Below are 26,261 nucleotides of genomic sequence, written 5' to 3'. Positions count from 1 at the left end.
GGTATTTTCAGGTTGATGAGTGGGCGGGCGTTTGCTGTAACGGTTCGGGTGAACCCGCTACACTTTGCATCTTTCTGTCATGGATGATAGTGCATGAAGCTTATGCTTTTCCTGGCCGTTCTGGCCGCGCTCGGGTTTTTCCTGGTATCGCTCTACAACGCACTGGTGTCGGCACGAAATGCCTACAGGAATGCCTTTGCACAAATCGATGTACAGCTGACCCGTCGACACGATCTGATCCCCAACCTGGTCGAAACCGTAAAAGGCTACATGAAGCACGAGCGGGAAACACTTGAGGCTGTTGTCCAGGCCCGCAGCCAGGCGGTTACGGGCTTGACCCATGCCAAGCGCGAACCGGGTGATATGCCAGGGATGCAGACGCTGGCGAGTGCAGAGAATCAATTATCGCAGGCGCTAGGTCGTTTGATGGTGGTCTCCGAGGCTTACCCGGAACTCAAGGCCAACGAGAATATGATTCAGCTGACCGAGGAGCTGACGTCTACGGAAAACCGGGTGGCTTTTGCTCGTCAGGCCTACAACGATGCCGTGATGATGTACAACAATCGCTGCGAGACCTTTCCAAGTGTCATGATTGCCCGCCGGTATGGATTCACCACGGCTCATCCTTTGGAAATCGAAAACATTTCAATGCGTGCAGCGCCTCGTGTCAGCCTGACCTGAGCCAACAACCATGCGGTTTTTTGAGGAGCAGGAGAGAGCCAGGCGGACCGGACAACGCCTGGTCGTCTTGTTTGTTGCATTGCTTGTTCTTTTAACCCTGGCTGTAGATGCTGCCGCAGTGGTGATCATGGGATTCAAGCAAGGCCATTTTAATGGCCTGCTGTCTGATCCGGACGTCCGTGTCGTATTGGGCGGGATTACCATAACGACACTTCTGGTCGGAACTCTGGGCACCGTATTACGTATTCAGGAGCTATCCAGCCAGGGCGGTAGGGCAGTTGCCTTGATGATGGGGGAACGCTGATCGATCAGGAGCCGCCAGACGGTGATGTGAGACGCCTGCGTAATCTAGTGGAGGAGATGGCGATTGCCTCCTCTGTGCCCGTACCCGAAATCTACCTGTTGAAAGAAGAGCTGGGCATCAATGCCTTTGTGGCAGGGTACTCCCCTTCGGATGCAGTACTGGCCGTTACGCGTGGCTGTCTGGAGCATCTAAGCCGAGATGAGCTGCAAGGTGTTATAGGCCATGAGTTCAGTCATCTGCTCAATGGTGATATGCGGCTGAACATCCGCCTCCTGGGCTGGCAGCACGGGTTGCTGATGGTTGGTCAGCTAGGCCTGAAAATGACAGAGAGAGTCAGCGGTGGAAAGGGCGAGAGTCGACCACCGTCAAAGATGGCACTGGTTGGTTTCGCTCTTTGTGTGCTGGGCTTTATTGGCCAGTTCATTGCGCTTCTGATCCAGGCGGCTATTTCCCGCTCGCGTGAATATCTGGCCGATGCATCGGCCGTACAATTCACCCGGCAGAGCGAAGGTATTGCCGGGGCACTCAAGAAGATTGCCGCACTCCCGGTAGGCAGCCAACTGTATGCATCAAACCGGACCGCCATAACCCATATGACGTTCAATGACAGCGGCGCTTCCTGGTTCGATACTCATCCGCCCCTGCTCGAACGAATACGCAGGCTTGATCCGCATTTCTCGGAGTCCGAGCTGGAAGCATTGGCAGAGAGCCTGTCCAAGCGTAGGGTCGTATCGATGATGGCTCGAACAACAGGCGTGCCATCCTATCCTTCAGCCGATCAGCTGATTCAGCCGCCTGCCCCTGCGTCTTCCTTGATGCTTGAGCCAAAGGACGTGATCTCATACATAGGTGCGGCTGATCAGCTGGCGCTCGATGAGGCGGTGGTATTGCTGGCCACACTGCCTGAGGCGCTGCGTGAGGGTATCTGTTCAATTGAGGCTGCCAAAGCGATAGCTTTATGGCTTTCGCTCAGTGAAGACCCTTTGCTCAGGCTCAAGCATGCCCAAAAACTAAACGATCATCTCAGTGTGAACGAGCAGGCTCTGCTGGAGCGATTCAAGCCTCTATTGCAAAGCCTGCATCCCCTGCATAGGTTGCCAGTGGCTCAGTTGGCCTTTCCCTGGTTGCGTCGTCTTCCTCAACCAGAACTGAAAAGGTTTTTAAGCCTGTTGCGCAGCCTCGTGCAGGATGAGGCTGAGACCTCTATCTACGCCTACTGCCTTGGGCGGCTGCTTCAATTGCAAGTGGTGGATGCGCTTGATCCGGCACGCGCTTATGCTCACCAGCGACTGAAGCTGCTTCAGTGTGAGCAGAGCATTACAGATCTCTTCAGCATTTTGGCTCAGCATATTCATTCAAACGAGCAGGAGGCCAAGGTGGCCTTTCTTGAAGCGACTGCAATTGTCTTGCCGGGACATGCGCTCAAGTACCGGTTCTGCCCATCCTGGCGCTCCGTGCTAGACAGGGCTTTGCTGCAGCTTAATCAGCTGATACCTACTGGTAAGCGCGTGATCATCGACGGCGTGGTGGCTGCCATATCCCTGGATGGGCGTTTGGCTGCACAAGAATCCGAGCTTCTGATAGTGATCTGTGCCGCGCTACGCTGCCCTCTGCCTTTGTTTCCGGGTGCGCCCCGTTTGGGTGACCAGGCGTTTGAAAAGACTGAAGCGCTGGCGCATGGCGCTCAGCTCCTGTGAACGCCGCTGGACGGAGACGTCCAGCGGCGTGGCTTAGTCGATGAAGCGAGGCGTCGGCCCCTGAATTCTTAACGTGCTCAGCCCATTGCCTTGTTTGCACACCTGTACTTGAACTGGAATACGTTCATGCATTTCCTGCACATGAGAGATAACAGCAACCTTGCGGCCCTGAGCTTGAAGCCCATCGAGCGCATCCATGGCCAGTTGTAGGGAGTCGGGGTCCAGGCTGCCGAAGCCTTCGTCGATGAACAGCGACTCGATCTTCAAATTGCTAGAAGCCATGGAGGCCAGGCCCAACGCAAGCGCCAGGGAAACCAGGAAGGTTTCGCCGCCTGACAGGGAATGCACCGAGCGTAGTTCATCGCCCATTTCCGTATCCATCACCAGCAGACCCAGGGCGCTGCCACCCCGTTTCAGGCGATACCGGCGAACCAGTTGGCGCAGCTGCACATTGGCATGATGAACCAGAAGGTCCAGGTTATACCCTTGGGCGATCTTGCGGAATGTGTGCCCGTCGGCAGAGCCGATCAAATCGTCCAGGCGAGCCCAGCGAAGGTATTCGGCCCGAGCAGACTCTATGGCTCCTAGCAGCTCGGCGCTTTGGGTGCGTCGTCGGTTGTCTTCGGCCAACTCCCCACGAAGTTCGGCGTGCCGCTCCTGAGTGGACTGATTGAGCTGAGCTAGCTCGGTTCGGCGCGCTTCCAATAGTTCTACCTTTGGAGAATCGGCGTGCTGAGTACGGTGTGCAGCCAGACGCTTTTCCCGTTCTCCAACCAGCATATGTGCTTGATCGAGATCTCGATCCAAAGCCTGTAACTGTTGACGCAGCGTGTTTTGTGCAGTGTCGTCGTAAGTTAGAAGACGGGCCAGGAGAGCATCGTCCAGTTCACTATGCGCGGCGCGCCAGGCTGTTAGTTCGTCTCGCAGGGCTTCAAGCTTGGTGTTCAGCTTCTGCTTTTCATCACTCTTAAGCTCAAGGGTATGGCGCAGCTGGCTGCAGATGAGGTGTGCCTCATTCCAGGCCTCGCTTGTCTTTATTTCTTGCTGGCGAGTCTGTTCTGCAATCTGGTTTAGCTGGGATTGCCAGGCCTGAGCGCTGGAGTACTCTCCCAGCGTTTGTTGCAGGCGGAGTTGGCTGGCGGTCAGTTGCTCTTCAAGGGTTGCCAGTAGGTTGGCCAGCTTGTCGTGCTGTTGCAGGCGCGTCTGTTGTTGGTAGCGTTCACGCTCCAGATCGGCCACGCAGGTCTGCAGGGCCTTTTCGTTTTCCTGGTGCTGCATCAGCTGTTGATGTCGGGTCTCGATGACCTGCTCCAGGCGGGCAAGGGTTTGAGCAGGATCGTGTTGCCAATGCTCAAGCCAGGAAGCGGGCAATACGGCAGCTAACTCATCCTGTTCGCTGGCAGCACGCGCTTCATCCTGTTGAATAGTCTTGAGCTGCTCTTCAAGCTCCCACGCAGCCTGCTGACTGCGTTCGCGTGCCTTCTGCCATTGTGCCTGTAAGGCGTCGACCCGGCGCTGATGGTCGAGTAAATGCTTCAGTCGTGCGTTTTCGGACTCGATTCGCTGTTTGAGTTCAACCAGCTGTGCATTCAGCCAGAGGGAGCGCTGTTCTTCCGGCTGAGCCAGCAAAGACCGGCCTTCCGGATGGTTTCTTAGCTGGTCATGAAGGGCCAGCTGTTGGGCAGTCAGCTGCTCTTCCTGTAGTTTGAGATCTTTGAGGCGTTCGTTTAGCCCGGCGACCGCGGTGCGGAGGCCGACGAGGCGCTCATACACGCGCTGAACCTTCTGGCGAGCCTGCTCTTCTTCCTGGGCATCATGGGTAGCCATGGCCTGTGCCAGAGCAGTCTCCTGATGATAGGGGTGCTCCTGGCTACCACAAACAGGGCAGGGCTCTCCCTCCACCAGCTGAGCACGCAACTTTTCAACGCTTACACTGCGCAAGAGTCGTTGGCGTTCGAGCAATTCCAAGGTGATCTTTAGTGCTTGTTCAGCCTCGGCATGTTGGGCGGCGACGCGTTTGCCTTCGGCGATGGTATGCGTGCGTTCTTGTAGTAATGCGGTCTGTTTTTCCTGATTGCCAGCCCAATAACCTTCCAGCTCTTCGCCTTGTTGCCAGAGATAGAAAAGCCGTTCCAGTGAGCTGAGCAAGGCCAGACTGATTTGTTGCCGCTGGGTCAGATCCTGAATCTGGTCATTCAGGTTGCCTTCCATGCCAATGCCTTGTTGAAGCGCCTGGATGGCACTTTGATGAGTTGTGACCTCGTCCTGCGCTGCTTTCAAAGATATCTGTAAGTGCGGAATGCGCAGATGAGCTGCCGCCAGGCGTTCGTGAAGTGCAAGCGCTTGCTGGAGGCGGGGACGGTATCCTGCCCATGAGTGACAAAGGGTCGCCAGGGGCTCACTCTGCTGAAGCTGTGCGGTGATCTGGTCCAACGCCTGGCGCCGCTGAGTTTCCTGCTCGGTCAGGGCCTCGATACGTGTACGGACTTCCTGTTGGAAGAGTGCTTCCTGGCGCCAGGTCTGACGAGTTTCCTGAACATCACTGCGTAGCCGTGCAAGATCACTTTCTTCCTGAAAGGCTTGGCGCAAGGGCTCGCTGGCCTGCTGTTGAGCGATTTCCGCTGCCTCGCGGGCTGCCTGAGCCTGCTGCCGTGTAGCTGCCAGCTCAGTGAGTTGAATGTCTAACGCCTGCTTTCGCTGGGTAAGTGTCTTGAGCTGTTCGGCCAGTTGCTCCTCTTCCTGTTCCCACTGCGCTTGCTGACGATAGCGATGACGCTGTGGCAGAAGCTGTTCGAGCCAGTGAAGGAGCGCGCGCGTCTCGGCCTGTGCGTCGCTGCGCTGCTGAGCCGCCAGACGTTCGGCGTGTGCTTCAGCACATTCTTGTTCCAGGCGGCTCAAGTCAGCCAGCCATTGACGCTGACGCTCGACTTCGCCCAGCTCGGCCTGAAGGTGGTGCAGTGTGGCTTGCACCTCGTTACACTGAGTTTCGAGGGCCGTGCGTGCTTCGTCGTCTAGTGGGCGGATACCGTCGACCTGCTGCTCCAGCTGGTCGAGAACCTGACGGGACTGCTTGGCTCTTTCAAAAGCGCGGCGTCCCAGTTGACTGTAGATGGCAGTATCGGTGAGTTTTTCCAGTAGTTCGCTGCGCCCGTTGTCGTCAGCCTTGAGAAAAGCGCTGAACTCACTCTGAGCCAACAAGACGGCACGAGTGAATTGCTCAAAGGTCAAGCCAAGGCGCAGCTCGAGCTGCGCCTTGAATTCGGCTTTCTTGTCTGCGGCCAGTACCTGCTGCGTATCAAGATTGCGTAAGCTCTGACGGCTGGGCTGGAGCTTTCCGTCGGCACGGTCGCGGGCACGGTTGGCCTCCCAGCGTGCTCGGTAGCGATGACCGTCGATACCCAGGAAGTCCACTTCCGCATAGCCGGCACCGCTGCCGCGCCGTAGCAATGTTCGCGGATCGCCTGTGGCGATCTCACCATCGCCGTCAGGTACCTTGGCCTCCTTACGTACTTGGCTCAGGCGTGGCACTTCGCCAAAGAGGCCTAGAGATAATGCATCGAGCAGGGTGCTCTTGCCTGACCCGGTAGGGCCGGTAATGGCGAACAGGCCTGTACTGGATAGGGGTTCCGTAGTGAAGTCAATTTCATGCGGACCTGCCAGCGAAGCCAGGTTTTTCAAGCGAATCGCCAGTATTTTCATACTTGCTCTCCCAGCGTTACGTCTTCAAGCAGCTGGGCAAAGTCGTCCAGGACGTCAATTTCCGGAGCCTGCCCATAGGTATCCTGCCAGGCTCGAGTAAACAGGTCTTGAGGGCTCAACTGCTCTAGAGCGACCAGGCTGGAGGAGTCCTGGGTAGATGATGGCTGACCAGCATAGTGAACGCCGATACGGACTAGGCGCAACGCCTTGCCTTCCAGTGCGGTTTCGAGCCGTTGACGCAGATCCGGCTGAGGCGCTTCGAGAACGACACGCACCTCCAGCCAGGGCGCCCGATGGTTTTCCGGCGTGCTGAACAAATCCATATCAGGCTGCCGTTCAATGGCTTCCAGGATGTCGCCAAGTGAGGCAGGGCCCAACCGGACCATATCGACGATGCGTGGCACGCGGATGGTGTCGATATGCGCGAGCTGCTCACCTTCGAAACGTACGTCCAGAATCTGATGTGGATAATCAACTTCTGCAAAAGACAGCGGGAGGGGTGAACCGCTGTAACGGATATGCTCCTGTTTGGCTACTTTCTGCGGTTTATGCAGATGTCCCAAGGCGACATAGGCGATTGAAGATGAAAACTGGCTGGCCGGTTGCGCTTCGGCATTGCCAACGATGATGTTGCGCTCTGAGTCTTCAGAGACCTGCCCGCCAGCAAGGTGAGCGTGGCTCATGGCTATCAGTGCCTGCCCTGGCTGGCGGCGTCGCTCAGCGCAGGCAATAAGCTCAGCATGTACGCGGGCGATACCCTCTGCATAACTGTCATCACGACCTCCCGTTACTTCAGCTGGACGCAGGAAAGGGAGCGCCAGACACCAGGCACGGATGTCGCCGGTAGCATCGTTCAGGGGTACCAGCAGCCGCTCCGCATCGAGCGAGCCGTCGTCCAGCCACAGCACTCGGCCGAGTGCGTGAGCTCGCAGGCTGCGCATAAGCGGGGCCGGAAGCTCAATGCGGGCACCAGAGTCATGGTTACCGGCAATCATGACCAGGGTCAGCAGGGGCAGGGCTAGATGCGCCTGTACGATAAAGTCGTAGAGGCGCTCCTGTGCTTTGACCGGGGGATTGATGGTGTCAAAGATGTCACCAGCGATCAAAAGCGCGTCGGGGCGGCGCTCCTTGAGCTGTTCTAGAAGCCAATCGAGAAAGTGGGCATGTTCGAAATCACGATCCTGACCATGAAGTGTCTGACCAAGGTGCCAGTCGGAAGTGTGAAAGATACGCATGGGTGTCCTGTTCGTGCATGCCTCGGCGCTTAACGCGGATACAGCGGCGGCAGCGAGGCGGATTCCTGATCGCTTGACCCGGTTAATGGCGGCAATGCCTGGAATGCCTGCCACAGCGTTTCGCCTTGCCAGTTCTGGCCGCTCTCGCTGTATAACGAGCCATTGAGGTCGTCTAGCGCAGCAGAAAGCGGGGCAAAGCGCGCGGCCATATCGGCTAGTGTTTCTGGCTGCTGGCGCGCCCAGGCATCAAGGGCCTGACGCGTTGCGTGCGGGTCGTTGGCCTGACAGGCGCGGCGCAAATCATCAAGCAATGTACGCGGACTGGGCCCGCTGAAGGCTGCACGGGCAATGGCTGGCTGACGACGTGCGCGCCACCATAACCCGAAACCCAGGAGTGTGGTGAGGAACAAGACGAAACACCCAACTTGCCAGGGCCAGAGTAAAATTCGCTCATTCATCCCATTGTCTTGGATCGTGATTATCGGCGGCGATGTTGAAAGACTAGGATCGGCAGCAACGTCCAGGATGCGGCCGGGTAGGCGGGTACGCTCCAACCGGTCATCTAGGGTGTTCCACCAGACGACTTCCACCGGGGCGAGTTCGAACGTGCCGCTGCGGCCAGGCACGATAGCCTCGCTTTCCTCTCGGCTACCGGTCATGCCGTGTTCACTGGTTTCGTTGGTCAGCTTGGGTTGATCCGGGTAGAGGCGTAGCCCTTCTACAACTGTTTGTGGCAAAGGCGGCAATTGAGCGCCTGACACACCTTCCGCCTTGAGTAACAAGTGCCGGGTCAGAACGGCACCCTGGCGCGCCTGTTCAGGCTGAGGACTCCAGGCTTCGGTCAGTTCGAGATGCCGTGCCGGCAACCAAGGCGTATCGGCTGGATAGGTATCGGGCCTGGGTTTAACCTGTACAGGAATCTGGCTGGATTCCACCTGTACGGCACGGCCTGAGCGTGGCCCGAAGGGAGAGGAAGGCTGAGCGTCAGGAGAGGCTTCAACAGTAGTTGCACTGAAAGTAAGGCTGGGCAGGGTCAAGGTGCCGCTTTCCTGGGGAAAAATGGCGTAACGGACCTCGATAACACCATGGCGTATACCGCCCAGCGTCTGCTCATAGGTCTTGACTTCACCAAGCCGTTCGACCCGGGCAGTGGGCAGGCTTAGCGCGCTTAAATGGCTGTCGTCATAAAGAGGGACCGAGTGAAAGATACGTAGTGTCAGGATAATCTGTGCTTGTACGTAAACAGTTTCATGGTCAAGGCTGGCATCGATGAAAACGGGTGCGAGCACCTGACCTTTCTTTACCAGTGATGCGCTTTCGCTGATATGCAGAGTGATGGGTTGGCTTTGCATACCCCGGTGCATGAGGGGCGGTACGACTACGATACCGGTCTGACGAGGCTTAAGCGTGACGACCCAGCGCGTCACGGTCTCGGTTTGTCCCTGACTGGCTGTCAGCTGATTGAGCTGACGTGTTCCAAGCACTTCGAATAAAGGTTCTAACGGCGTCAAGTCAGGTTTGCCAAACAAGGTCGGATCACTGGACTCCAACACCAGCTCGAACGTTTCGCCGGGTACTAGCTGGGTATGATCGACACTGGCCTTAAGATCTGCTCCTAGAGCAGGCAGGCCTATCAGCAGCACGATAGTGAGCAATATACGGCGAGCAAGGCTCATGGTGATGGGTTTTCCTGTCGTTGCTGTTGCTGGTATCGAAACTTTCGTTGAAGCAATTCGGCCGGGTCGTCTGGAATCTCCCGCAGCCACTGTTCGAGTGCCTGGCGTCGCTCCTCGCTCAGGGTGGTTAATGGTGCAGGCGAGGGTGTTTCTATGCCGCTCGCGCCATCGTCCTCTTCCGAAGCGTTTTTACCCTGGTTAACGCCTGTTCTGGTTTCGGCTGATTCCTCCGAATTCAAGAGTGACGAACGATCAGTGCTTTGGGAGTCTTCATCGGGGCCGGTCATGGGCATGCTGGAGGTTCCAGCATCTGGTGGCGTTTCGGGTTCTGTCTCGCCGGGGTTGTCAGAGGAATTGTTGTTCTCCGCTTCCTGTCGCTGCTGCAACAAGGCTTCAACAAGGGCGCGATTGTGTGTCGCGGCTGGGAAGTCTGGCTGGCGCGCCAGTGCTTGATCGTATGCGTCTAGAGCGCCTGTGAGCTGACCGGCCTGCGCCAGGGCATTACCCCGGTTGTAATGATCGGCAGCGCTGTTACCTGTAGCAAAGGTTTTGGCCGCGCCTTCGTAATCACCTGCCTCGTACTGGGCAACGCCACGCCACTGGCGATCCTCGAAACGCTCAGCGGCTTCCGCCGGGCGCTGCGCCTCAAGCAGGCGTGCACCCTGCTGATTACGGCGCAGCCATAGATCCTGGAAATCGAAAGCCTCGGCTGGAGGTGGTGCTGTCACTAACAGAGGTAAGCAGAGTAGCCAGCCGCGTCGACCGGCACAGGCGACTAATATGATCAAGGGCAACAGCAACCAATAGCCTTGATCGACCCAGGTATCAAGATGAACCTGTTCGCTTCGCTCGGTTACTGCATCCGGTGTGGTCAGTAGGCCAAGGGCCTGCAGGTCTGCTTGGTCAGGGCTGATTCGCTGGTACGAGGCGCCTAGGCTTCGGGCGAAATGTGCAAGCCCGGACTCATCCAGGCGAGACAGAAGAATACTCCCGTTCCCATCCGTGAAATAAGTACCATCCTCTCGCGGCATGGGAGCACCTTCGGGCGTTCCGGCACCCAGAATGAGCAGGGGAACTCGGTCAGCAGCCAGTGCAGCCCGGAGCCCTGTTTGCTCTTGGGTTGTCAGGCGGCTGGTAATGAGTAGCAGCCGGCCCTTATTGCCTGCACCGTTACGTAACAGGCTCTGCGCCTGGCGAATTGCCAGATCGGCTCGCTCGCCTGACTCAGACTCAGGCATGATGGAAGGGCGGACGGCCTCAAGCAGGTTACGTGCGGTGTGCAGATCGTTAGTGAGTGGTACCAGAGTATGGGCGCTTCCGGCATACACGACGATAGCGGTCTCAGCGTCTCGCCGGGTTGCCAGCAAGTCCAGGATCTTGTGTCGAGCCTGTACCAGGCGTGATGGCGGCGTGTCGGCTGCCAGCATGTCGACCGTCATGTCTAGCACGATTACCAGCGGGTCAGCGCGAGTAAAGGCAGGCTGCGCTTCCCGTTGCCAACTGGGGCCTGACAAGGCCAGCAGGGCGAGCAAGCTTCCCAGACCGAATAACATAACGGGAAGGCGCTGAACCTGACTATCAGCGGTAGTGAGGAGCCACGGCTGAAAGGCCTCTGGAAGCAGGCTCTGCCAGTAGCCGCTGCGGTGCGGGCGATGCCAGAGTTTCCACACTATCCAGGCCAGCACGGGTAAGGCCAGTAGCCAAAGCGGGCGTGAGAGGTGAGGGAGAAGGAAGGTCATGTCGGCTTTCTCCTCATCTGCCGACGTAGCCCGATCTGTTGCCAGGGTGCGGGCCATAGTTTGAGCGCGGCGGCAGTTAGGCCAGCGAGAAAGGCAATACTTAAAGGCCAATGATACAGCGCCTTGGCAGGGCGTACTCGAGCGGCTTGTTGAGCGGCTGGCTCCAGGGTATCAATAGTTTCTGATATGGCCTTCAGCTCGTCCCGATTACGTGCTCGAAAGTACTCGCCGCCGGTCTGCTGGGTAATCGTGATCAGGGTGTCTTCGTCCAAGTCCAGGCTGCTAAAACCGAACAGGCTGGACACGCTGTTTTGCTGCGGGTCGGCTCCGATTCCAATAGCATGGATGCGCACTTGTTCTTCGGCAGCCAACTGCGCAGCTATGAGTGGATCGATCCGACCGCCGTTGTTGGCACCATCGGTAATCAGGATCACGACCCGACTGTTTTCAGGGCGGTCGCGAAGGTGCTTGATAGCCAGACCTATAGCATCGCCAATAGCCGTATTCTTGCCGGCGATACCAATCAGCGCCTCGTCCAGCAACGTGCGTACGGTGTGGCGATCGAAAGTCAGCGGAGCCTGCATGTAGGCTTGTGAGCCGAACAGGATCAGGCCAACCCGGTCACCGGTACGCTGTTCGATGAAATCACCGATCAGATGTTTGACAAGGGTCAGACGGCTCACTTCCTGACCGTTCCAGGTCATGTCGGGAAAATCCATGGAGCCGGACACATCAACAGCCAGTAGTACATCGCGCCCGCTTGCTTGTAAGGGAAGTGGGTCACCTACCCATTGTGGTCTGGCCCCGGCAGTTAGTAACAACAGCCAGAACAAGGCAAAGAGCACTTGGCGATATCCACGTGGCAAACGAGTATGGGCCCGTCGATTGGCAATCTGTTCAAGATCGGCTAGAAAACTGACTTTGAGAGCGGATTCGCGAGTTTTGGCAGGAGGCAATACGGCTCGGATCAACCATGGCAGCGGTAGTAGGAGAAACAGCCAAGGCCAGGCGAATTCAAACATGTTTGCGAATCCAGATAGCAACGGCGGCATGCAGTTCGTCGATAGCCTTGTCATCCATGCGGCAATCGGGCCGGTATGCGCCATTGACCAGCACCATCCAGCGTGTGAGGCCGGCAGCCGGGCAGCGGGTATCGAGAAAGGCAAGCCAGGCACGACCGTTCATGCTTTGGCAGTGGCTATCGGGATAACGTGAAATGCACAGCCGTTTAAGCAGCATGTTCAAGGCCTGAAGCCATGGGCCTGCTGGTTGGTCGTAGGGACGTGGTAGCCGATTCAGCTCCGCCAATGCAGCGTTGCGTTGTACGTCTAACGGCTCTTCCACGGTACCGCCTGCAGACTCTGGGCGAGGCCGCCGATAGCACAGCCAGAAGACCAGCAGTGCCAACAGGAAAACAAGTGCAGCTATCAACCACCACCCAGGCGCCAGTGGCCAGAAGGCAACCGGTGCCGGTCGAACAAGAGGCTCCAGCTGATCGAGCGTATTCATTTCTGATACCCGGGCTGATGCTGGTGTAGGTGTAGACGTAACTGATCGACAAGGTCATAGGCGGTGGACAGCGGCAGCAGAGGTATACCTAGTCGCCGGCTCAGCTGCGTCCAGCGGGCCTGGCGCTGCTGTGCCTGCTGCTGATAGGCCTGCTGGAGCGCAGGGTCCCGTGTATCGATATCCAACTCGGCCTGCCCTTGTGCGAAGCGTAAAAAACCTGCTTCGGGCAGGCGATGATCCAGCGGGTCGGAAACCGGTAACAAGACCAGATCACTATGTCGGGCAGCCAAGGACAGTTGTTGCTCTGCCGCGTCGGTCAGGCTGCGCTCATCACACAGCACAAGCGCCAGGCTACCGGGCCTTAATACCTCCCGGGCGCGGCGTAGCATAAGACAAAGCGCATCGCGTGGAAGAGGAGGCTTTGCGGCAGTTTGCAGTATGTGGTTGGCCTGGATCAACTGATCAAACAGGCGCAACAGGTTTTGCTTGCTTCGTCGTGGCCGAATGTCACGAAAATGGTCGTCACCAAAAATCATGCCGCCAATCCGGTCGCTATGGCCCAGCACTGACCACCCGATCAGGGCCGCCGCCTGGGCAACCAGAACCGATTTGAAAACCCGTTGCGAGCCGAAGAACAACTGCTGGCTCTGCTCAAGAAGCAAATAAACGGGCCGCTCTCGCTCCTCATGAAAAAGCTTGGTATGAGGCTCTCGCGTACGGGCCGTCACACGCCAGTCAATAGCGCGGACATCGTCGCCCGGCTGGTAGGCCCGTACTTGATCGAAGTCGATGCCCCGACCGCGCAGGCGAGAGTGATGCAGGCCGATCAAGGGGCTGCGGCGCCCGGCGGCCGAAAAAAGCTTTACCTCTGAAACACGATGACGCAGGTCGACCAACTCGGCCAGGGTAATACTGACACCGTGGACAATATCCATGGCGTCAGGCTACAGCTACGACATCAAGGATCCGCTGCACGACGCGGTCGTGATCAACACCTGCAGCCTCGGCCTCGAAGGACAGAATAATCCGATGACGCAGCACATCGAAAAGCACCGCCTGGATGTCTTCGGGGCTGACGAAATCTCGACCAGCCAGCCACGCATGTGCACGGGCACAGCGGTCGAGCGCAATCGAGCCGCGCGGGCTGGAGCCGTAGCTAAGCCATTCGGGTAGTTCAGCGTCAAAGCGTGCTGGCGTACGGGTGGCCATGATGATCTGAATCAGGTACTCCTCTACGGCATCAGCCATGTAGAGGGATACGATTTCCCGGCGGGCCGCAAAGATAGCGTCCTGTGTGACCCGGCTAGGTATTTCCGTATGGCCGTTTAAAGCCTCGCCACGAGCTTGTGCCAGGATACGCCGCTCCACACTGGCATCCGGGTATCCGATTTTCACATGCATGAGGAATCGGTCGAGTTGCGCTTCGGGCAACGGATACGTGCCTTCCTGCTCGATGGGGTTCTGGGTAGCCATCACCAGAAAGAGGGGAGGAAGATCGTATGTGGTGCGGCCGATACTGACCTGTCGCTCGGCCATCGCCTCGAGTAAGGCTGACTGCACCTTGGCCGGGGCCCGGTTGATTTCATCCGCCAGTACCAGGTTGTGAAAGATGGGCCCCTGTTGGAAGACAAAGCTACCGGTATCGGATCGGTAGATTTCAGTACCAGTGATATCCGCCGGCAACAGGTCAGGCGTGAACTGGATACGATGAAATTCGGCTTCAAGTCCGTCAGCCAGGTCCTTGATGGCCTTGGTCTTGGCCAGGCCCGGTGCGCCTTCCACTAAAAGGTGCCCATCGGCAAGCAGGGCGATGAGCAGACGCTCAACGAGCTTTTCCTGGCCAAGGATCTGACTGGACAAATAATTACGCAGCGAGATCAGCGCTTCACGGTGTTCCATCGATACTTCCTGGACGGGCAAGGGCGGGGCCTCGGCAAGATGGCATTTTAATCCATTCGCAGAACGACAGCTAATCCGGTAGCTATATGGCTATCACTCTGGCATCAGCGGAGGCGAACATTAATTTGACGAAAATTTGATACGGCGTCCGGCACTCTCTCGCATTTTCAAGCAGAGGCGAAAACGTGGCGGCGAATACGAGGCGCATTAAGGGGCTTGCGCTAGTGGTTCTATCTCTGCTGTTGGCAGCAGGCAGTGTGCCGCTCTGGCGCCACTACTATCCGGTGCAGGCAGCATCAGGGTGGCAATATGAAATCTACCGAGCAGGGATTCCCAGCGTTAGTGCTTTGATCAAGGACGAGCAGGACAACCTGTATGCCACGGAAGAGCTTCTCGACGGTAAAGGCAAGGTCATGATCTTGCCGCCATCTGGGCCGATGAAAAGCTATATCGGCGGGCTTTCCAAGCCGGACGGTTTGACCTTTTATCAGGGCGGGCTCGTTTACAGCCAGGAGGTAGAGAGGCGTCCGGTCATCTGGCAGAGAGGAAACCAGAAGCGTGCCCTTTTTATCGGCAACAGTATCGAGGAAGTAACTACAGATGGGTACTACCTCTACGGTATTGAGGATCTTCATGGCGATGGTCGCCTGTTGCGTTACGACCCGGATACCGAGACGGTTAGTGTACTGAGGGAGGGATTGGATCAGGCCGAGGCGGTTAGCCCTTGCCCGGACGGCACACTTTTTTATCTGGAAAAGAAAAAAGGTGAAATTCGTCAGTGGCAGCCCAATGGGCAGGACCCTATAGTGCTCGCCGGTTTGAATGCGCCCGGCTTCATGGCCTGTACCTATGATGGATTATGGATCACCGAGGACGCCACGCACATGGCTCGGCTGCTGCTATTGGATAAGCAGGGAAGGGATCATGTGATCCTGAGCCATCTCCGCGCTGCACAAACACTTCTGCCTTTGTCCGACGGTACATTTCTGCTCTCCGAGCAGGGGCGTAACCGCATCTTAAAACTACAACGCTCATTGAAAGGCGCCTACCATGCAACAAACGGATGATCTCCAATCCGGCCCTCAGTCACGACCCGCGTTTGAACCGACCTTAAGTAGCCATATCCTCTTTACATTTAGCAGTGCCCTGGCGCTCTTGGTGCTGTTTGCCCTGATGCGGTTGGCCTTGCTGACCTATAACCATGAGTCCATAGGGGCCACGCCAGTCAGTGAGTTTGTTGAAGCCTTCATCAATGGCGCACGCTTCGATCTGCGGTTGATTGCCTTTATCTGTGTACCGCTCGTGCTCTCGCTGCTTAGTGTCCGTGCTATGGCCGCGCGGCATCTTCAGTGCGCCTGGCTGACAGTAGCTGCAAGCCTCTGTCTGTTTTTGGGTGTGGTCGAGCTGAACTTTTATCGAGAGTTTCATCAGCGTCTGAACAGCTTGGTCTTTCAATATTTACAAGAAGACCTGAAAACCGTACTGAGCATGATCTGGTATGGGTTTCCCGTGGTGCGCCTGTTGCTGGCCTGGCTGGTCGCTACGCTGCTACTGGCCTGGCTTTTCTGTAGCATCGAGCGTGTGACTCGCCCAGGACGGCCCTCAGCTGCGGTTGTTTTATCACCTGGACAGGCGTCTGCCTGGTATAGGCGCGGTGCTGTTTTCGTAGTCTGCCTACTGATTACCGTCGTGGCGGTACGCGGTACAGTACGTCATGGACCGCCCCTACGCTGGGGAGACGCCTATACCACAGAGTCAATGTTCGCCAATCATCTAGGCCTGAATGGTACGTTGACGCTAGTCGATGCTGCCAAGAATACCTTTTCAGACCACCGTGACAACACGTGGGAGTCCTCGTTGCCGGAAGGCGAGGCGTTAGAGATGGTGCGCAGTATGCTGCTCACCTCACGTGATCAGTTGGTGGATGCTGATGTGGCCGCAGTCCGGCGCACCTATACACCGGCTCCGGAAACCCGGCTGCCCGGGGTGCGCAATGTTGTAGTCATCCTGATGGAAAGCATGGCTGGCCGCTATATAGGTGCGTTGGGCAGTGCTGACGGAATTACGCCGAATTTCGATGCTTTGGCTAAGGAGGGTTTGCTTTTCACCCGCTTTTTTTCTAATGGCACGCATACCCACCAGGGAATGTTCGCCACGATGGCCTGTTTTCCTAACCTGCCGGCATTTGAATACCTGATGCGTATGCCTGAGGGCAGCCACAAGTTTTCAGGATTGCCACAGATGCTCAGTCCACGCGGCTATGAAGACGTTTATGTATATAACGGCAGCTTCGCCTGGGATAATCAGGCAGGGTTTTTCAGCAACCAGGGCATGACGTCTTTTGTGGGGCGTGATGACTTTGTCAATCCGGTTTTCATTGACCCTACGTGGGGCGTGTCGGATCAAGACATGTTTGCGCGCTCGGCCCAGGAACTGAGCAAACTGGAGCAAACGGGCAAGCCCTTTTATGCCCTGTTGCAAACCTTGTCCAACCACACGCCTTACGCCTTGCCAAAAGATTTGCCGGTTGAGCCGGTTACTGGGCACGGCTCGCTGGATCAGCACCTTACCGCGATGCGTTATGCGGATTGGTCTCTCGGGCAGTTCTTTGCTGAAGCGCGCAAGCAGCCTTATTTCAAAGATACCTTGTTCGTCATTCTTGGAGATCACGGTTTCGGTGCGCCGGAGCAACTTACAGAAATGGATTTGTTCCGCTTCAACGTACCACTGCTCTTGATCGGGCCAGGCGTATCAGAAAAATTCGGCCATACGATCGACCGGGTCGGTAGTCAGGTTGATGTAGTGCCCACGATTCTGGGCCGCCTGGGTGAACCGGCTCAACATCAATGCTGGGGACGAGATCTATTGGATCTGGCAGAGAGTGACCAAGGTGAGGCGGTAATCAAGCCTTCCGGCGGAGAGCAAACGGTAGCGATTGTTTCGGGCGATACCATTCTGGTTAAGCCAAAGGATCTCGATGCGCGGTTGTATCGCTATACGTTGGGCCCAACCGGTCAAGCCCGTCTGATCAATGATCAGGCCAAGGCGCATAGTCTTCAGCACAAGCTTGATGCTTTCCTTCAAGTGGCGACTCAGAGTTTGTTGGCAAATACAACCGGTGCTGTGTCGCCTAAACCGGTGGTGACGCGTTGATTCCCCAAGACGCTGGTTTGTCAGCGTCTTATCTTCGTTCATACCGAGCGGGCAGGCATGAACGAAGATGTCGCGGCCTCGAATGTGCGGGCTCTATCTTCCCGTTAAGCTTCCTTATGCCAGGACCGCAGGCCTGCCCGTATTACTGCCTGCCTGGCAATCCAGTTGAACTCAAGCTGAAAAAGCCGGGTCACTCCCTCCTATGAGGTGCCTGGCACCATCCGAACAAAAGCCCCAGACGGAGTACAACCATGCCGTTCTTTACCGCTGCCAGCAAAGCGGACTTTCAACATCAGTTACAGCAGGCTCTGTCGCACCATGTGGACGAGCAGACTCTGCCCAGGCTTGCGGTCTTCGCCGAGCAGTTTTTCGGTATTGTGGCGTTGGAGGAGCTGACTCAACGCCGCCTGACCGATCTGGTCGGCTGTGTGTTATCAGCCTGGCGTCTATTGGAGCGCTTTGACCCAGCCCAGCCGCAAGTCAATGTTTTCAATCCGGATTATGAGCGGCACGGCTGGCAGTCGACGCATACGGCGGTAGAAGTTTTACACGCCGATGTTCCATTCCTGGTTGACTCCGTCCGGATGCAAATCAACCGCTCAGGTTATAGCGTACATACCCTGCAAAACAGTGTGTTAAGCGTGCGCCGCGATAGTGCGGGCCGACTGCTGGAAGTCTTGCCTAAAGGTGCCCAGGGCGAAGGAGTCAGCCAGGAAGCGCTGGTTTTCCTGGAGATCGATCGCTGTGCCTCGGCAAGTGACATGAAGGCGCTTGAAGCCACCTTGCAGGATGTCTTGGGCGAGGTGCGGTTGGCCGTTGGTGATTTTGGAGCGATGAGGCAGAAACTGTTCGAGCTGATCAACGCTCTCGAAACATCACCTGCCAGCCCCGAAGAGCGTGCCGAGGTAAAAACATTCCTCCAGTGGCTGCATGACGATCACTTTACCTTCTTGGGTTATGAAGAGTTGACCGTGCATGAGGATGGCGACGGCGGACGCATTTTCTATGACGAGGCTTCCTTGCTTGGTCTATCCAAACATTTGCGTAAGGGTCTGACCGCAGAAACAGCCCACATCTCGGCCGAATCATTGCGTTATTTTCGCGAGCCTGTCCTGCTGTCGTTTGCCAAGGCTGCCTTGCCCAGCCGCGTACATCGGCCGGCCTATCCGGATTTCGTCTCGATCCGCGAGACGGACGAGCAAGGGAATGTGGTCCGTGAGCACCGCTTCATGGGGTTATATACGTCCAGCGTCTATAACCAGAGCGTACGCACGATTCCCTATATTCGCTGCAAGGTCGAGGAAGTGCGGCGGCGAGCGGATTTTGGTGCCAGCGCCCATTTGGGCAAAGAGCTGGCTCAGGTACTCGAAGCATTGCCGAGAGACGACCTGTTTCAAACGCCCCCTGACGACTTGTTCGCTACCGCTATGGCGATCGTACAGATCCAGGAACGCAACAAGGTTCGGGTATTCCTGCGCAAGGACCCGTACGGCCGGTTCTACTATTGCCTAGCCTACGTGCCGCGTGACATTTACTCGACCGAAGTACGACAGAAGATGCAGCAGATCCTGATGGATCGTTTGCACGGTACGGACTGCGAGTTCTGGACCTTTTTCTCCGAATCCGTGCTGGCACGTGTGCAGTTCATCCTGCGCGTCGATCCCGAGCGCCCGCTGGACATCGATCCTTCCCGGATCGAGCAGGAGATGATTCAGGCCTGTCGTTCCTGGAAAGACGATTATGCCAATCTGGTTATCGACAACCTGGGCGAGGCGCAAGGCACCAGCGTATTGGCTGATTTTCCCCATGGCTTTCCTGCCGGCTACCGCGAGCGTTTCGCGCCGCATCTGGCCGTGGTGGACATACGACACCTTCTGAATTTGTCGGAAAGCCGGCCGCTGATCATGAGCTTCTATCAGCCGCTTGGTCAGACGGCTGACAATAACGTTCTGCATTGCAAGCTGTATCACGCTGATACGCCTCTGGCGTTGTCTGACGTATTGCCGATTCTGGAAAACCTTGGTCTGCGGGTGCTGGGTGAGTTCCCCTACAATCTGCGTCGTAAGAATGGCCAGGAATACTGGATTCATGATTTTGCGTTCACAACGGTGGCCGGGCTTGATGTCGATCTGCAGCAGCTCAACGATACCTTCCAGGATGCTTTTATCCATATCGTAAACGGCAGTGCCGAGAATGATTCCTTTAACCGTCTGGTGCTGACGGCTGGATTGGCTTGGCGCGACGTAGCCTTGCTTCGGGCTTATGCACGCTACCTCAAGCAGATCCGTATTGGCTTCGATGTTGGCTATATTGCCAGCACACTGAACAATCACGTAGATATTGCCCGTGAACTGACCCGCTTGTTCCGGATGCGGTTCTACCTGGCGCGGCGGATGAGTCCGGAAGACCTGGAGGATAAGCAGCAACGTTTGGAGCAGGCCATTCTGGCTGCCCTGGACAACGTGGCCGTACTAAACGAAGACCGGATTCTGCGGCGCTACCTCGATCTGATCAAGGCTACGCTGCGAACCAACTTCTACCAGCCCGACGCCAACGGCCAGCCCAAGTCCTATTTCAGCTTCAAGTTCAATCCAAGGGCTATTCCCGAGCTACCCAAACCGATACCCAAATACGAAATCTTTGTCTATTCGCCGCGTGTCGAGGGTGTGCATCTGCGTGGCGGCAAGGTGGCCCGAGGTGGCCTGCGCTGGTCAGATCGCGAAGAAGATTACCGTACCGAGGTGTTGGGTCTGGTCAAGGCACAGCAGGTCAAGAACTCGGTCATCGTGCCGGTGGGTGCCAAGGGCGGCTTCGTTCCGCGGCGGCTGCCCGTGGGCGGTAGCCGGGATGAAATCCAGGCCGAGGCCATTGCCTGCTATCGCATCTTTATTTCAGGTCTGCTCGACATTACCGACAACCTCAAGGAAGGCGTGGTAGTGCCGCCAGCTAATGTGGTTCGGCAGGATGACGATGACCCCTATCTGGTCGTGGCGGCTGACAAGGGCACTGCAACATTCTCGGACATTGCCAACGGTATCGCGGCGGATTATGGCTTCTGGCTTGGCGATGCGTTCGCATCCGGTGGTTCGGCGGGTTATGACCATAAGAAAATGGGAATTACCTCCCGGGGCGCCTGGGTTAGCGTACAGCGGCATTTCCGCGAGCGCGGTATCGATGTGCAGCGAGACCCGGTTACGGTGCTGGGCATCGGTGATATGGCTGGTGACGTGTTTGGTAACGGTCTGCTGCGTTCGGAAAGTTTGCAGCTGGTTGCGGCCTTCAACCATTTGCATATTTTCATCGATCCTAATCCAGATGCTGCACGTAGCTTTGCCGAGCGTAAGCGACTCTTTGACCTGCCGCGCTCGAGTTGGACGGACTATGACAAGAGCCTGATCTCCGAAGGGGGCGGCATCTTCTCCCGTAGCGCCAAGCGGATCGACATTACGCCTCAGATGAAAGAGCGCTTTGCTATCAAGGCGGATCAGTTGACCCCTACGGAGCTGATCCATGCATTGCTCAAGGCTCCGGTCGATCTGATCTGGAACGGCGGTATTGGTACCTATGTCAAGGCCAGCTTTGAGTCCCATGCCGATATTGGCGACAAGGCCAATGATGGGCTGCGGGTAGATGGTCGTGAGCTCAGGGCCAAGGTAATCGGTGAGGGCGGAAACCTGGGCATGAGCCAGTTGGCTCGGGTCGAATTCGGACTCAATGGCGGTGCCTGCAATACCGATTTCATTGACAACGCTGGCGGCGTGGACTGCTCGGACCATGAGGTCAATATCAAAATTCTCCTGGGTGAGGTGGTCGCTTCGGGTGACATGACGCTTAAACAGCGTAATCAGCTTATGGTCGAGATGACCGATGAGGTGGGGGAGCTGGTCGTAGGCAACAACTACAAGCAGACCCAGGCCCTTTCCCTGGCAGAGCGGCGTGCGCGCTCCCATTTGGCCGAATACAAGCGGGTCATTGTTGATCTGGAGAGTCGCGGCAAGCTGGATCGAGCCCTGGAGTTCCTGCCATCCGATGAGGTTTTGGCCGAGCGGGCCAGCCAGGGTATTGGGCTGACACGGGCCGAGCTGTCGGTATTGATCTCGTATGCCAAGATTGATCTGAAAGAACAACTGCTGAAATCCAGCGTTCCGGACGATGAGTACCTTAGCCGCGACATGCATTCGGCTTTCCCGCAGCGGCTGACGGAAGAGTTTGGCGAGGCCATGCAGCGTCACCGTCTGAAGCGAGAAATCGTCAGTACGCAGATTGCCAATGATCTGATCAACAACATGGGCATTACGTTTATCCAGCGTCTGCGTGAGTCTACCGCCATGAGTGCGGCCGATATTGCCAGGGCTTACGTAGTTATGCGTGACGTTCTGCACCTGCCGCACTGGTGGAGACAGATTGAAGCGCTGGACTACAAGGTGCCAGCCGACTTGCAGATGACCCTAATGGACGAGCTAATGCGTCTGGGTCGTCGGGCGACGCGCTGGTTCCTGCGTAGCCGCCGGGGCGAGTTGGACGCCGCGCGTGATGTCGCGCATTTCGGGCCGCGCATCGCGGCGCTGGGCGTGCGCCTGAATGAATTGCTTGAAGGCGGTCCACGCGAGCAATGGGAAGCGCGTTACCAGCAGTATATTGAGCAGGGAACACCAGAGTTACTGGCTCGTGTCGTTGCGGGTACTACACACATCTACACCTTGTTGCCAATCATTCAGGCGGCTGATGTCACTGGACATGATCCCATTGAGGTCGCATCGACCTGGTTTGCCGTGGGTAGTGCTCTTGATCTGACGTGGTACCAGCAGCAGCTCAACGAGTTACCAGTGGCCAATGCCTGGCAGGCACTGGCGCGTGAGGCTTTCCGTGACGAGCTGGATGCTCAGCAGCGCATCATGACCATTGCCGTACTGCAAATGCCCGATGCGCCGGAAGAGATAGCCGCACGTGTGGCGCTCTGGCTAGAGCATAACCGCAGTATGGTCGAGCGGTGGCGGGCTATGCTGGGCGATGTGCGTGCCGCTACAGGTAACGATGTCGCCATGTATGCCGTGGCCACACGTGAGCTGATGGATCTGGCTACGCTGGGTTCGGCTGCGAGTTCAACCATGTAAGAGAAGGCTGCGCTCCAGAAAAAGCCCCGTCTCTTGACGGGGCTTTTATTTGGCCGGTCTGGTTCAGGTTTGCTTTAAATCAGCCAGCCCCTTGAGCAAGGCCTCATGGAAACGCTTTGGATCCTGGATCTGGGGAGCGTGGCCCATGTCATCGAATTCGACCAATGTGGCATGAGGGATCTTGCGGGCAGTTTCCTTACCAAGCCGGGAGTAATTGCCTAATGTTTTTTGCACCTCGGGCGCTGCAGCATCTTTGCCGATCGCTGTATTGTCCTTTGTCCCGATAAGCAAAAGCGTGGGCATACGGAGCTGATTGAACTCGTAATACACAGGTTGCGTATAGATCATGTCGTAGATCAGGGCTGAGTTCCAGGCAACAAGCTGCTTGCCTTCCCCCTGGTTGAGTCCGGCCAGCATGTTCACCCAGCGATCGTATTCTGGCTTCCATTGCCCGGCGTAATAGGTGTTCTGCTCGTAACGCCTAATACCTTCGGCCGAGGTCTTGAGTTCGCGCTTATACCATTGATCGATACTGCGGTAAGGCACGCCTGCTGTCTTCCAATCCTCCAGGCCAATCGGATTGACCAGGGCGAGCTGTTCGACCTGATCGGGATAAAGCAGGGCATAGCGTGTGGCCAGCATGCCGCCTGTCGAATGTCCTAACAATGTGACCTTATCGACACCTAGTTGCTCAAGCAACGCATGCGTATTCACTGCCAACTGCTGAAAGGTATATTGATAATGTTCTGGCTTGGTTGATTTGCAAAAGCCCACCTGGTCCGGTGCAATGACTCGATAGCCCGCTTCGCTCAGTGCGGAGAGAGTGGACTCCCACGTGCCTGCACAAAAATTCTTGCCATGCATGAGCACCACAGTACGCCCGTTAGGTGTGCTGGGTTTTACATCGATATAAGCCATTTCCAGGCGCTGGTTCTGCGATGTAAAGGCGAATCGACCGACAGGATAGGCATATTCGAATCCTTCGAGCTGCACACCATAACGAGGTTCGGCGGCATACGAAGATATAGGCAGAACGGCCAGCAGCAAAGCAGAGGCTAGACGAGCAGGCATGGCTGAATGATCTCCTTTATACGGTTCAGCCCGTTTCGACTGCCAGCCAGGCGAGAGTTCCTGAAATAGCTATATTAGTTTGACAAGACATGTACATCATAGGGAGCATGATCGTTTTTAGCGGTCTACCTTTGCTAGCATGAACGATGCTTGTACAACTTCATGGCAAAAAAGGCACAATAGACGCTTGCCATGAGTACATAGTCAACAAAGAGGTTTTGGTTGTGGCCGAACGCTCCATTCACTCGCTGCCCGCTCACACATTGACGGTATGCGCGAGAGAGCCCATCCATGTCCCAGGTAGCATCCAGCCCCACGGCTTCCTGTTGGCGCTGGACGAATCGGGTCTGGTGATCATGCAGGCCAGCCGTAATGTGCGTGACTATCTTGAAGTAGAGCTGTCCGACCTGCTTGGGCAGTGCCTGGACGATCTGCTGCCTGATATGGATCTGGCGCAGCGCTTGAATGAGCTGGCTGAGGAAGATCACAACCCCTATTATCTGGGTGACACCCGCTTTCAAGTAAATGGGCGAAGTCACATGTTCGCCATGTTTGCACACCGTTTTGATGGTGTCTTGATTGTGGAGTGTGAGTCGGCGGGCACGGCTGCGATGTCGTACACGACGATGTATCCCTTGATTCGTACATTTGTCGAGCAGTTGCAGCATGGCTCATCGGTTGAGGCGCTATGCCTGCTGGCGGTCCGTGAGGTAAAGCGGATGACAACGTTTGGCCGCGTACTTGCCTATCGCTTCGATCGGGACGGTCATGGTCAGGTCATTGCTGAAGAAGCCGATGAAGGGTATCCCTGTTACCTGGGGTTGTGCTTTCCCGAGTCGGATATTCCTGCGCAGGCGCGCCGTCTGTACCTTGCCAATCGTATTCGGGTTATTCAGAACGCTGGATATACACCCTCGTTGCTAGAGCCTGAGGTGAGTCCGCTGACGGGGCGGCCGCTTGATTTAAGCTTTGCCATGCTGCGTAGCGTTTCTCCAGTGCATTTGCAATACATGCACAACATGGGTACTCAGGCCTCGATGTCGATCTCGATCATCGTTGACGGCAAGCTGTGGGGACTTATTTCCTGCCACGATGCTGAACCCAAGGCGGTAAGTTTTCAGACGCGCACCGGCTGTGAATTACTCGGGCGCATGCTGTCCCTCCAGATCGAAGCGGTCGAGTCGCACCGGATGACCGACCGGCGGCTGTCGCTTAGGCAGATGACAGTACAAATGCTGGCCGCCATGGCAGATCGTGACAGCGTGATCGAGGGTCTGCTGGAAGTACCGGATGTATTCCTAAATTTTGCCAATGCTTCCGGGGGCGCCATTGTATCGTCCGAGCGATGTGACCTGATCGGGCATACGCCGCCCCGTTCGGTTGTAGAGGCTCTGGTCGTGTGGTTGTCCACTCATGCTGAGGATTCCTTTCACACAGCAAACGTGAGTCAGGATGTACCGGACCTGGAACTCAAGAATTACATTGCCGGTTTTCTGGCAGTGCCCATTTCTGAACTGCATTCCCACTATCTGATCTGGTTTCGCCAGGAGCGTATTCAGGTCGTTAATTGGGCAGGTCAGCCGACAAAGGTAGTGGAAGAAAACGGTACGCTTAATCCCCGCCAGAGTTTTGCAACGTGGCAGGAAACTGTACGTGGGTTCTCCCCGCCATGGAATGTGCTTGAAATCGAAGGCAGTATCGAGCTTCGAAATGCAGTACGGGGCATCGTCTTGCGCAAGGCCGAGGAAATAGCGGAATTGGCCGAAGAGCTCAAGCGAACCAACAAAGAGCTGGAAGCGTTTTCCTACAGTGTGTCCCATGATCTGCGCGCACCGCTCCGGCACATTGCAGGTTATGCTGAGCTATTGAATGATTTCGAGGGAGACAAGTTATCGGATCGCGGTACACGTTTCCTTGAGAATATTGGCGATTCGGCTCGCTTTGCCGGCACTTTAGTCGATAATTTGCTCAGTTTTTCTCAGATGGGACGGGCAGCCATTCGTTACTCTGATGTCAATCTGGCGGCTCTGGTCGAGGCTATTCGCCAAGAGATGGCGCCTGATTACGCCGGTCGCAAAATTGAATGGAAAGTCGGCCCGCTGCCGGTTGTGATTGCCGATGCGGCATTCGTACACTTGGCGCTACGTAACCTTATATCCAACGCCATTAAATACACACGTGACCGTGAGCATGCCATTATTGAGATTGGATCGGAGCCTTCCGATAAGGAAGACATTTTCTATATTCGTGACAATGGCGTCGGGTTCAATATGGAGTATGTCGGCAAGCTGTTTGGCGTCTTCCAGCGGCTCCATCACGTGGAAGAGTTCGACGGTATTGGCATCGGCCTTGCCAGTGTGCGTCGTATTATCGAGCGACACGATGGCCGCGTCTGGGCCGAAGGCGAACCAGGGAAAGGCGCTATTTTTCATTTCGCGCTTCCCAAACAGCGCCCACTTTCTACTCAAAAACGTTGAGGCCTCC

The 26,261-nt window shown here is 56.4% G+C and carries 16 protein-coding genes; 7 read left to right on the top strand and 9 right to left on the bottom strand.

The annotated features are described in order from the left end of the window. Positions 1-93 precede the first annotated feature (93 nt). The 3 genes from IQ22_RS12160 to IQ22_RS12150 are packed head-to-tail and all read left to right on the top strand — an operon-like array spanning position 94 to position 2,682. Positions 94-681 (top strand): LemA family protein, encoded by a 588-nt coding sequence (locus tag IQ22_RS12160; protein WP_145142118.1) that lies wholly within the window; start codon positions 94-96, stop codon positions 679-681. 10 nt (positions 682-691) lie between these two features. Further along, complete coding sequence (locus IQ22_RS12155) at positions 692-985, top strand: hypothetical protein (RefSeq protein WP_145142116.1); 294 nt, start codon at positions 692-694, stop codon at positions 983-985. 26 nt (positions 986-1,011) lie between these two features. Next, positions 1,012-2,682: a M48 family metallopeptidase gene (locus IQ22_RS12150; RefSeq protein WP_145142114.1), complete on the top strand. Its 1,671-nt coding sequence runs from the start codon at positions 1,012-1,014 to the stop codon at positions 2,680-2,682. Between the two features lie 33 nt (positions 2,683-2,715). Here IQ22_RS12150 and IQ22_RS12145 read toward each other — a convergent pair whose 3' ends face one another. Genes IQ22_RS12145 through IQ22_RS12110 form a run of 8 tightly spaced genes read right to left on the bottom strand, consistent with a single transcriptional unit; the run spans position 2,716 to position 14,439 of the window. After that, positions 2,716-6,381, bottom strand: a complete 3,666-nt coding sequence (locus tag IQ22_RS12145) for an AAA family ATPase (protein WP_145142112.1) — start codon at positions 6,379-6,381, stop codon at positions 2,716-2,718. Beyond that, a complete protein-coding gene (locus IQ22_RS12140; protein ID WP_145142110.1) occupies positions 6,378-7,616 on the bottom strand; it encodes an exonuclease SbcCD subunit D C-terminal domain-containing protein in 1,239 nt (412 codons plus the stop codon). The genes IQ22_RS12145 and IQ22_RS12140 overlap by 4 nt, the downstream gene beginning before the upstream one ends. A gap of 29 nt (positions 7,617-7,645) precedes the next feature. Then, complete coding sequence (locus IQ22_RS12135) at positions 7,646-9,292, bottom strand: BatD family protein (RefSeq protein ID WP_145142108.1); 1,647 nt, start codon at positions 9,290-9,292, stop codon at positions 7,646-7,648. Further along, on the bottom strand, positions 9,289-11,031 hold the full coding sequence (locus IQ22_RS12130) for a VWA domain-containing protein (RefSeq protein ID WP_145142106.1): 1,743 nt from the start codon (positions 11,029-11,031) through the stop codon (positions 9,289-9,291). The genes IQ22_RS12135 and IQ22_RS12130 overlap by 4 nt, the downstream gene beginning before the upstream one ends. After that, entirely contained in the window at positions 11,028-12,053 is a 1,026-nt protein-coding gene (locus IQ22_RS12125; protein WP_145142104.1) for a vWA domain-containing protein, read from the bottom strand. Before IQ22_RS12125 ends, IQ22_RS12130 begins: the two co-directional genes overlap by 4 nt. After that, the gene (locus IQ22_RS12120; protein WP_145142102.1) at positions 12,046-12,540 is read right to left on the bottom strand and encodes a DUF4381 domain-containing protein; all 495 of its coding nucleotides are present in this window, start codon (positions 12,538-12,540) and stop codon (positions 12,046-12,048) included. Before IQ22_RS12120 ends, IQ22_RS12125 begins: the two co-directional genes overlap by 8 nt. Then, positions 12,537-13,475: a DUF58 domain-containing protein gene (locus IQ22_RS12115; protein ID WP_145142100.1), complete on the bottom strand. Its 939-nt coding sequence runs from the start codon at positions 13,473-13,475 to the stop codon at positions 12,537-12,539. The genes IQ22_RS12120 and IQ22_RS12115 overlap by 4 nt, the downstream gene beginning before the upstream one ends. A gap of 4 nt (positions 13,476-13,479) precedes the next feature. Next, on the bottom strand, positions 13,480-14,439 hold the full coding sequence (locus IQ22_RS12110; RefSeq protein ID WP_145142098.1) for an AAA family ATPase: 960 nt from the start codon (positions 14,437-14,439) through the stop codon (positions 13,480-13,482). Between the two features lie 185 nt (positions 14,440-14,624). Here IQ22_RS12110 and IQ22_RS12105 point away from each other — a divergent pair, with 185 nt between their 5' ends. The 3 genes from IQ22_RS12105 (at position 14,625) to IQ22_RS12095 (ending at position 22,706) form a co-directional block, all read left to right on the top strand. Beyond that, positions 14,625-15,506 carry an SMP-30/gluconolactonase/LRE family protein gene (locus tag IQ22_RS12105; protein WP_244309105.1) on the top strand — a complete coding sequence of 294 codons (882 nt, stop codon included), beginning with the start codon at positions 14,625-14,627 and terminating at the stop codon, positions 15,504-15,506. After that, complete coding sequence (locus IQ22_RS12100) at positions 15,490-17,592, top strand: LTA synthase family protein (RefSeq protein WP_145142096.1); 2,103 nt, start codon at positions 15,490-15,492, stop codon at positions 17,590-17,592. The genes IQ22_RS12105 and IQ22_RS12100 overlap by 17 nt, the downstream gene beginning before the upstream one ends. A 251-nt stretch (positions 17,593-17,843) precedes the next feature. Next, complete coding sequence (locus IQ22_RS12095; RefSeq protein WP_145142094.1) at positions 17,844-22,706, top strand: NAD-glutamate dehydrogenase; 4,863 nt, start codon at positions 17,844-17,846, stop codon at positions 22,704-22,706. 63 nt (positions 22,707-22,769) lie between these two features. Here the strand turns inward: IQ22_RS12095 and IQ22_RS12090 are convergent, their stop codons facing one another. After that, positions 22,770-23,777, bottom strand: a complete 1,008-nt coding sequence (locus IQ22_RS12090) for an alpha/beta fold hydrolase (RefSeq protein ID WP_145142092.1) — start codon at positions 23,775-23,777, stop codon at positions 22,770-22,772. A 224-nt stretch (positions 23,778-24,001) separates the two neighbouring features. On the opposite strand from IQ22_RS12090, the gene IQ22_RS12085 reads away from it, so the two are divergent. Then, positions 24,002-26,254: an ATP-binding protein gene (locus tag IQ22_RS12085; RefSeq protein ID WP_244309103.1), complete on the top strand. Its 2,253-nt coding sequence runs from the start codon at positions 24,002-24,004 to the stop codon at positions 26,252-26,254. Positions 26,255-26,261: the final 7 nt, after the last annotated feature.

Source organism: Pseudomonas duriflava, from assembly GCF_007830155.1.
GTDB lineage: Bacteria > Pseudomonadota > Gammaproteobacteria > Pseudomonadales > Pseudomonadaceae > Chryseomonas > Chryseomonas duriflava.
The sequence above is the reverse complement of the archived record's forward strand: the minus strand, read 5'-3'. Positions and strand labels throughout refer to the sequence as shown.

Excerpts from the sequence above, each read along its gene's own strand:
- IQ22_RS12115 (WP_145142100.1), bottom strand. The coding sequence starts at position 13,475 with ATGGATATTGTCCACGGTGTCAGTATTACCCTGGCCGAGTTGGTCGAC.
- IQ22_RS12135 (WP_145142108.1), bottom strand. The coding sequence starts at position 9,292 with ATGAGCCTTGCTCGCCGTATATTGCTCACTATCGTGCTGCTGATAGGC.
- IQ22_RS12120 (WP_145142102.1), bottom strand. The coding sequence starts at position 12,540 with ATGAATACGCTCGATCAGCTGGAGCCTCTTGTTCGACCGGCACCGGTT.
- IQ22_RS12125 (WP_145142104.1), bottom strand. The coding sequence starts at position 12,053 with ATGTTTGAATTCGCCTGGCCTTGGCTGTTTCTCCTACTACCGCTGCCA.
- IQ22_RS12140 (WP_145142110.1), bottom strand. The coding sequence starts at position 7,616 with ATGCGTATCTTTCACACTTCCGACTGGCACCTTGGTCAGACACTTCAT.
- IQ22_RS12130 (WP_145142106.1), bottom strand. The coding sequence starts at position 11,031 with ATGACCTTCCTTCTCCCTCACCTCTCACGCCCGCTTTGGCTACTGGCC.
- IQ22_RS12095 (WP_145142094.1), top strand. The coding sequence starts at position 17,844 with ATGCCGTTCTTTACCGCTGCCAGCAAAGCGGACTTTCAACATCAGTTA.
- IQ22_RS12110 (WP_145142098.1), bottom strand. The coding sequence starts at position 14,439 with ATGGAACACCGTGAAGCGCTGATCTCGCTGCGTAATTATTTGTCCAGT.
- IQ22_RS12155 (WP_145142116.1), top strand. The coding sequence starts at position 692 with ATGCGGTTTTTTGAGGAGCAGGAGAGAGCCAGGCGGACCGGACAACGC.
- IQ22_RS12100 (WP_145142096.1), top strand. The coding sequence starts at position 15,490 with ATGCAACAAACGGATGATCTCCAATCCGGCCCTCAGTCACGACCCGCG.
- IQ22_RS12160 (WP_145142118.1), top strand. The coding sequence starts at position 94 with ATGAAGCTTATGCTTTTCCTGGCCGTTCTGGCCGCGCTCGGGTTTTTC.
- IQ22_RS12145 (WP_145142112.1), bottom strand. The coding sequence starts at position 6,381 with ATGAAAATACTGGCGATTCGCTTGAAAAACCTGGCTTCGCTGGCAGGT.
- IQ22_RS12090 (WP_145142092.1), bottom strand. The coding sequence starts at position 23,777 with ATGCCTGCTCGTCTAGCCTCTGCTTTGCTGCTGGCCGTTCTGCCTATA.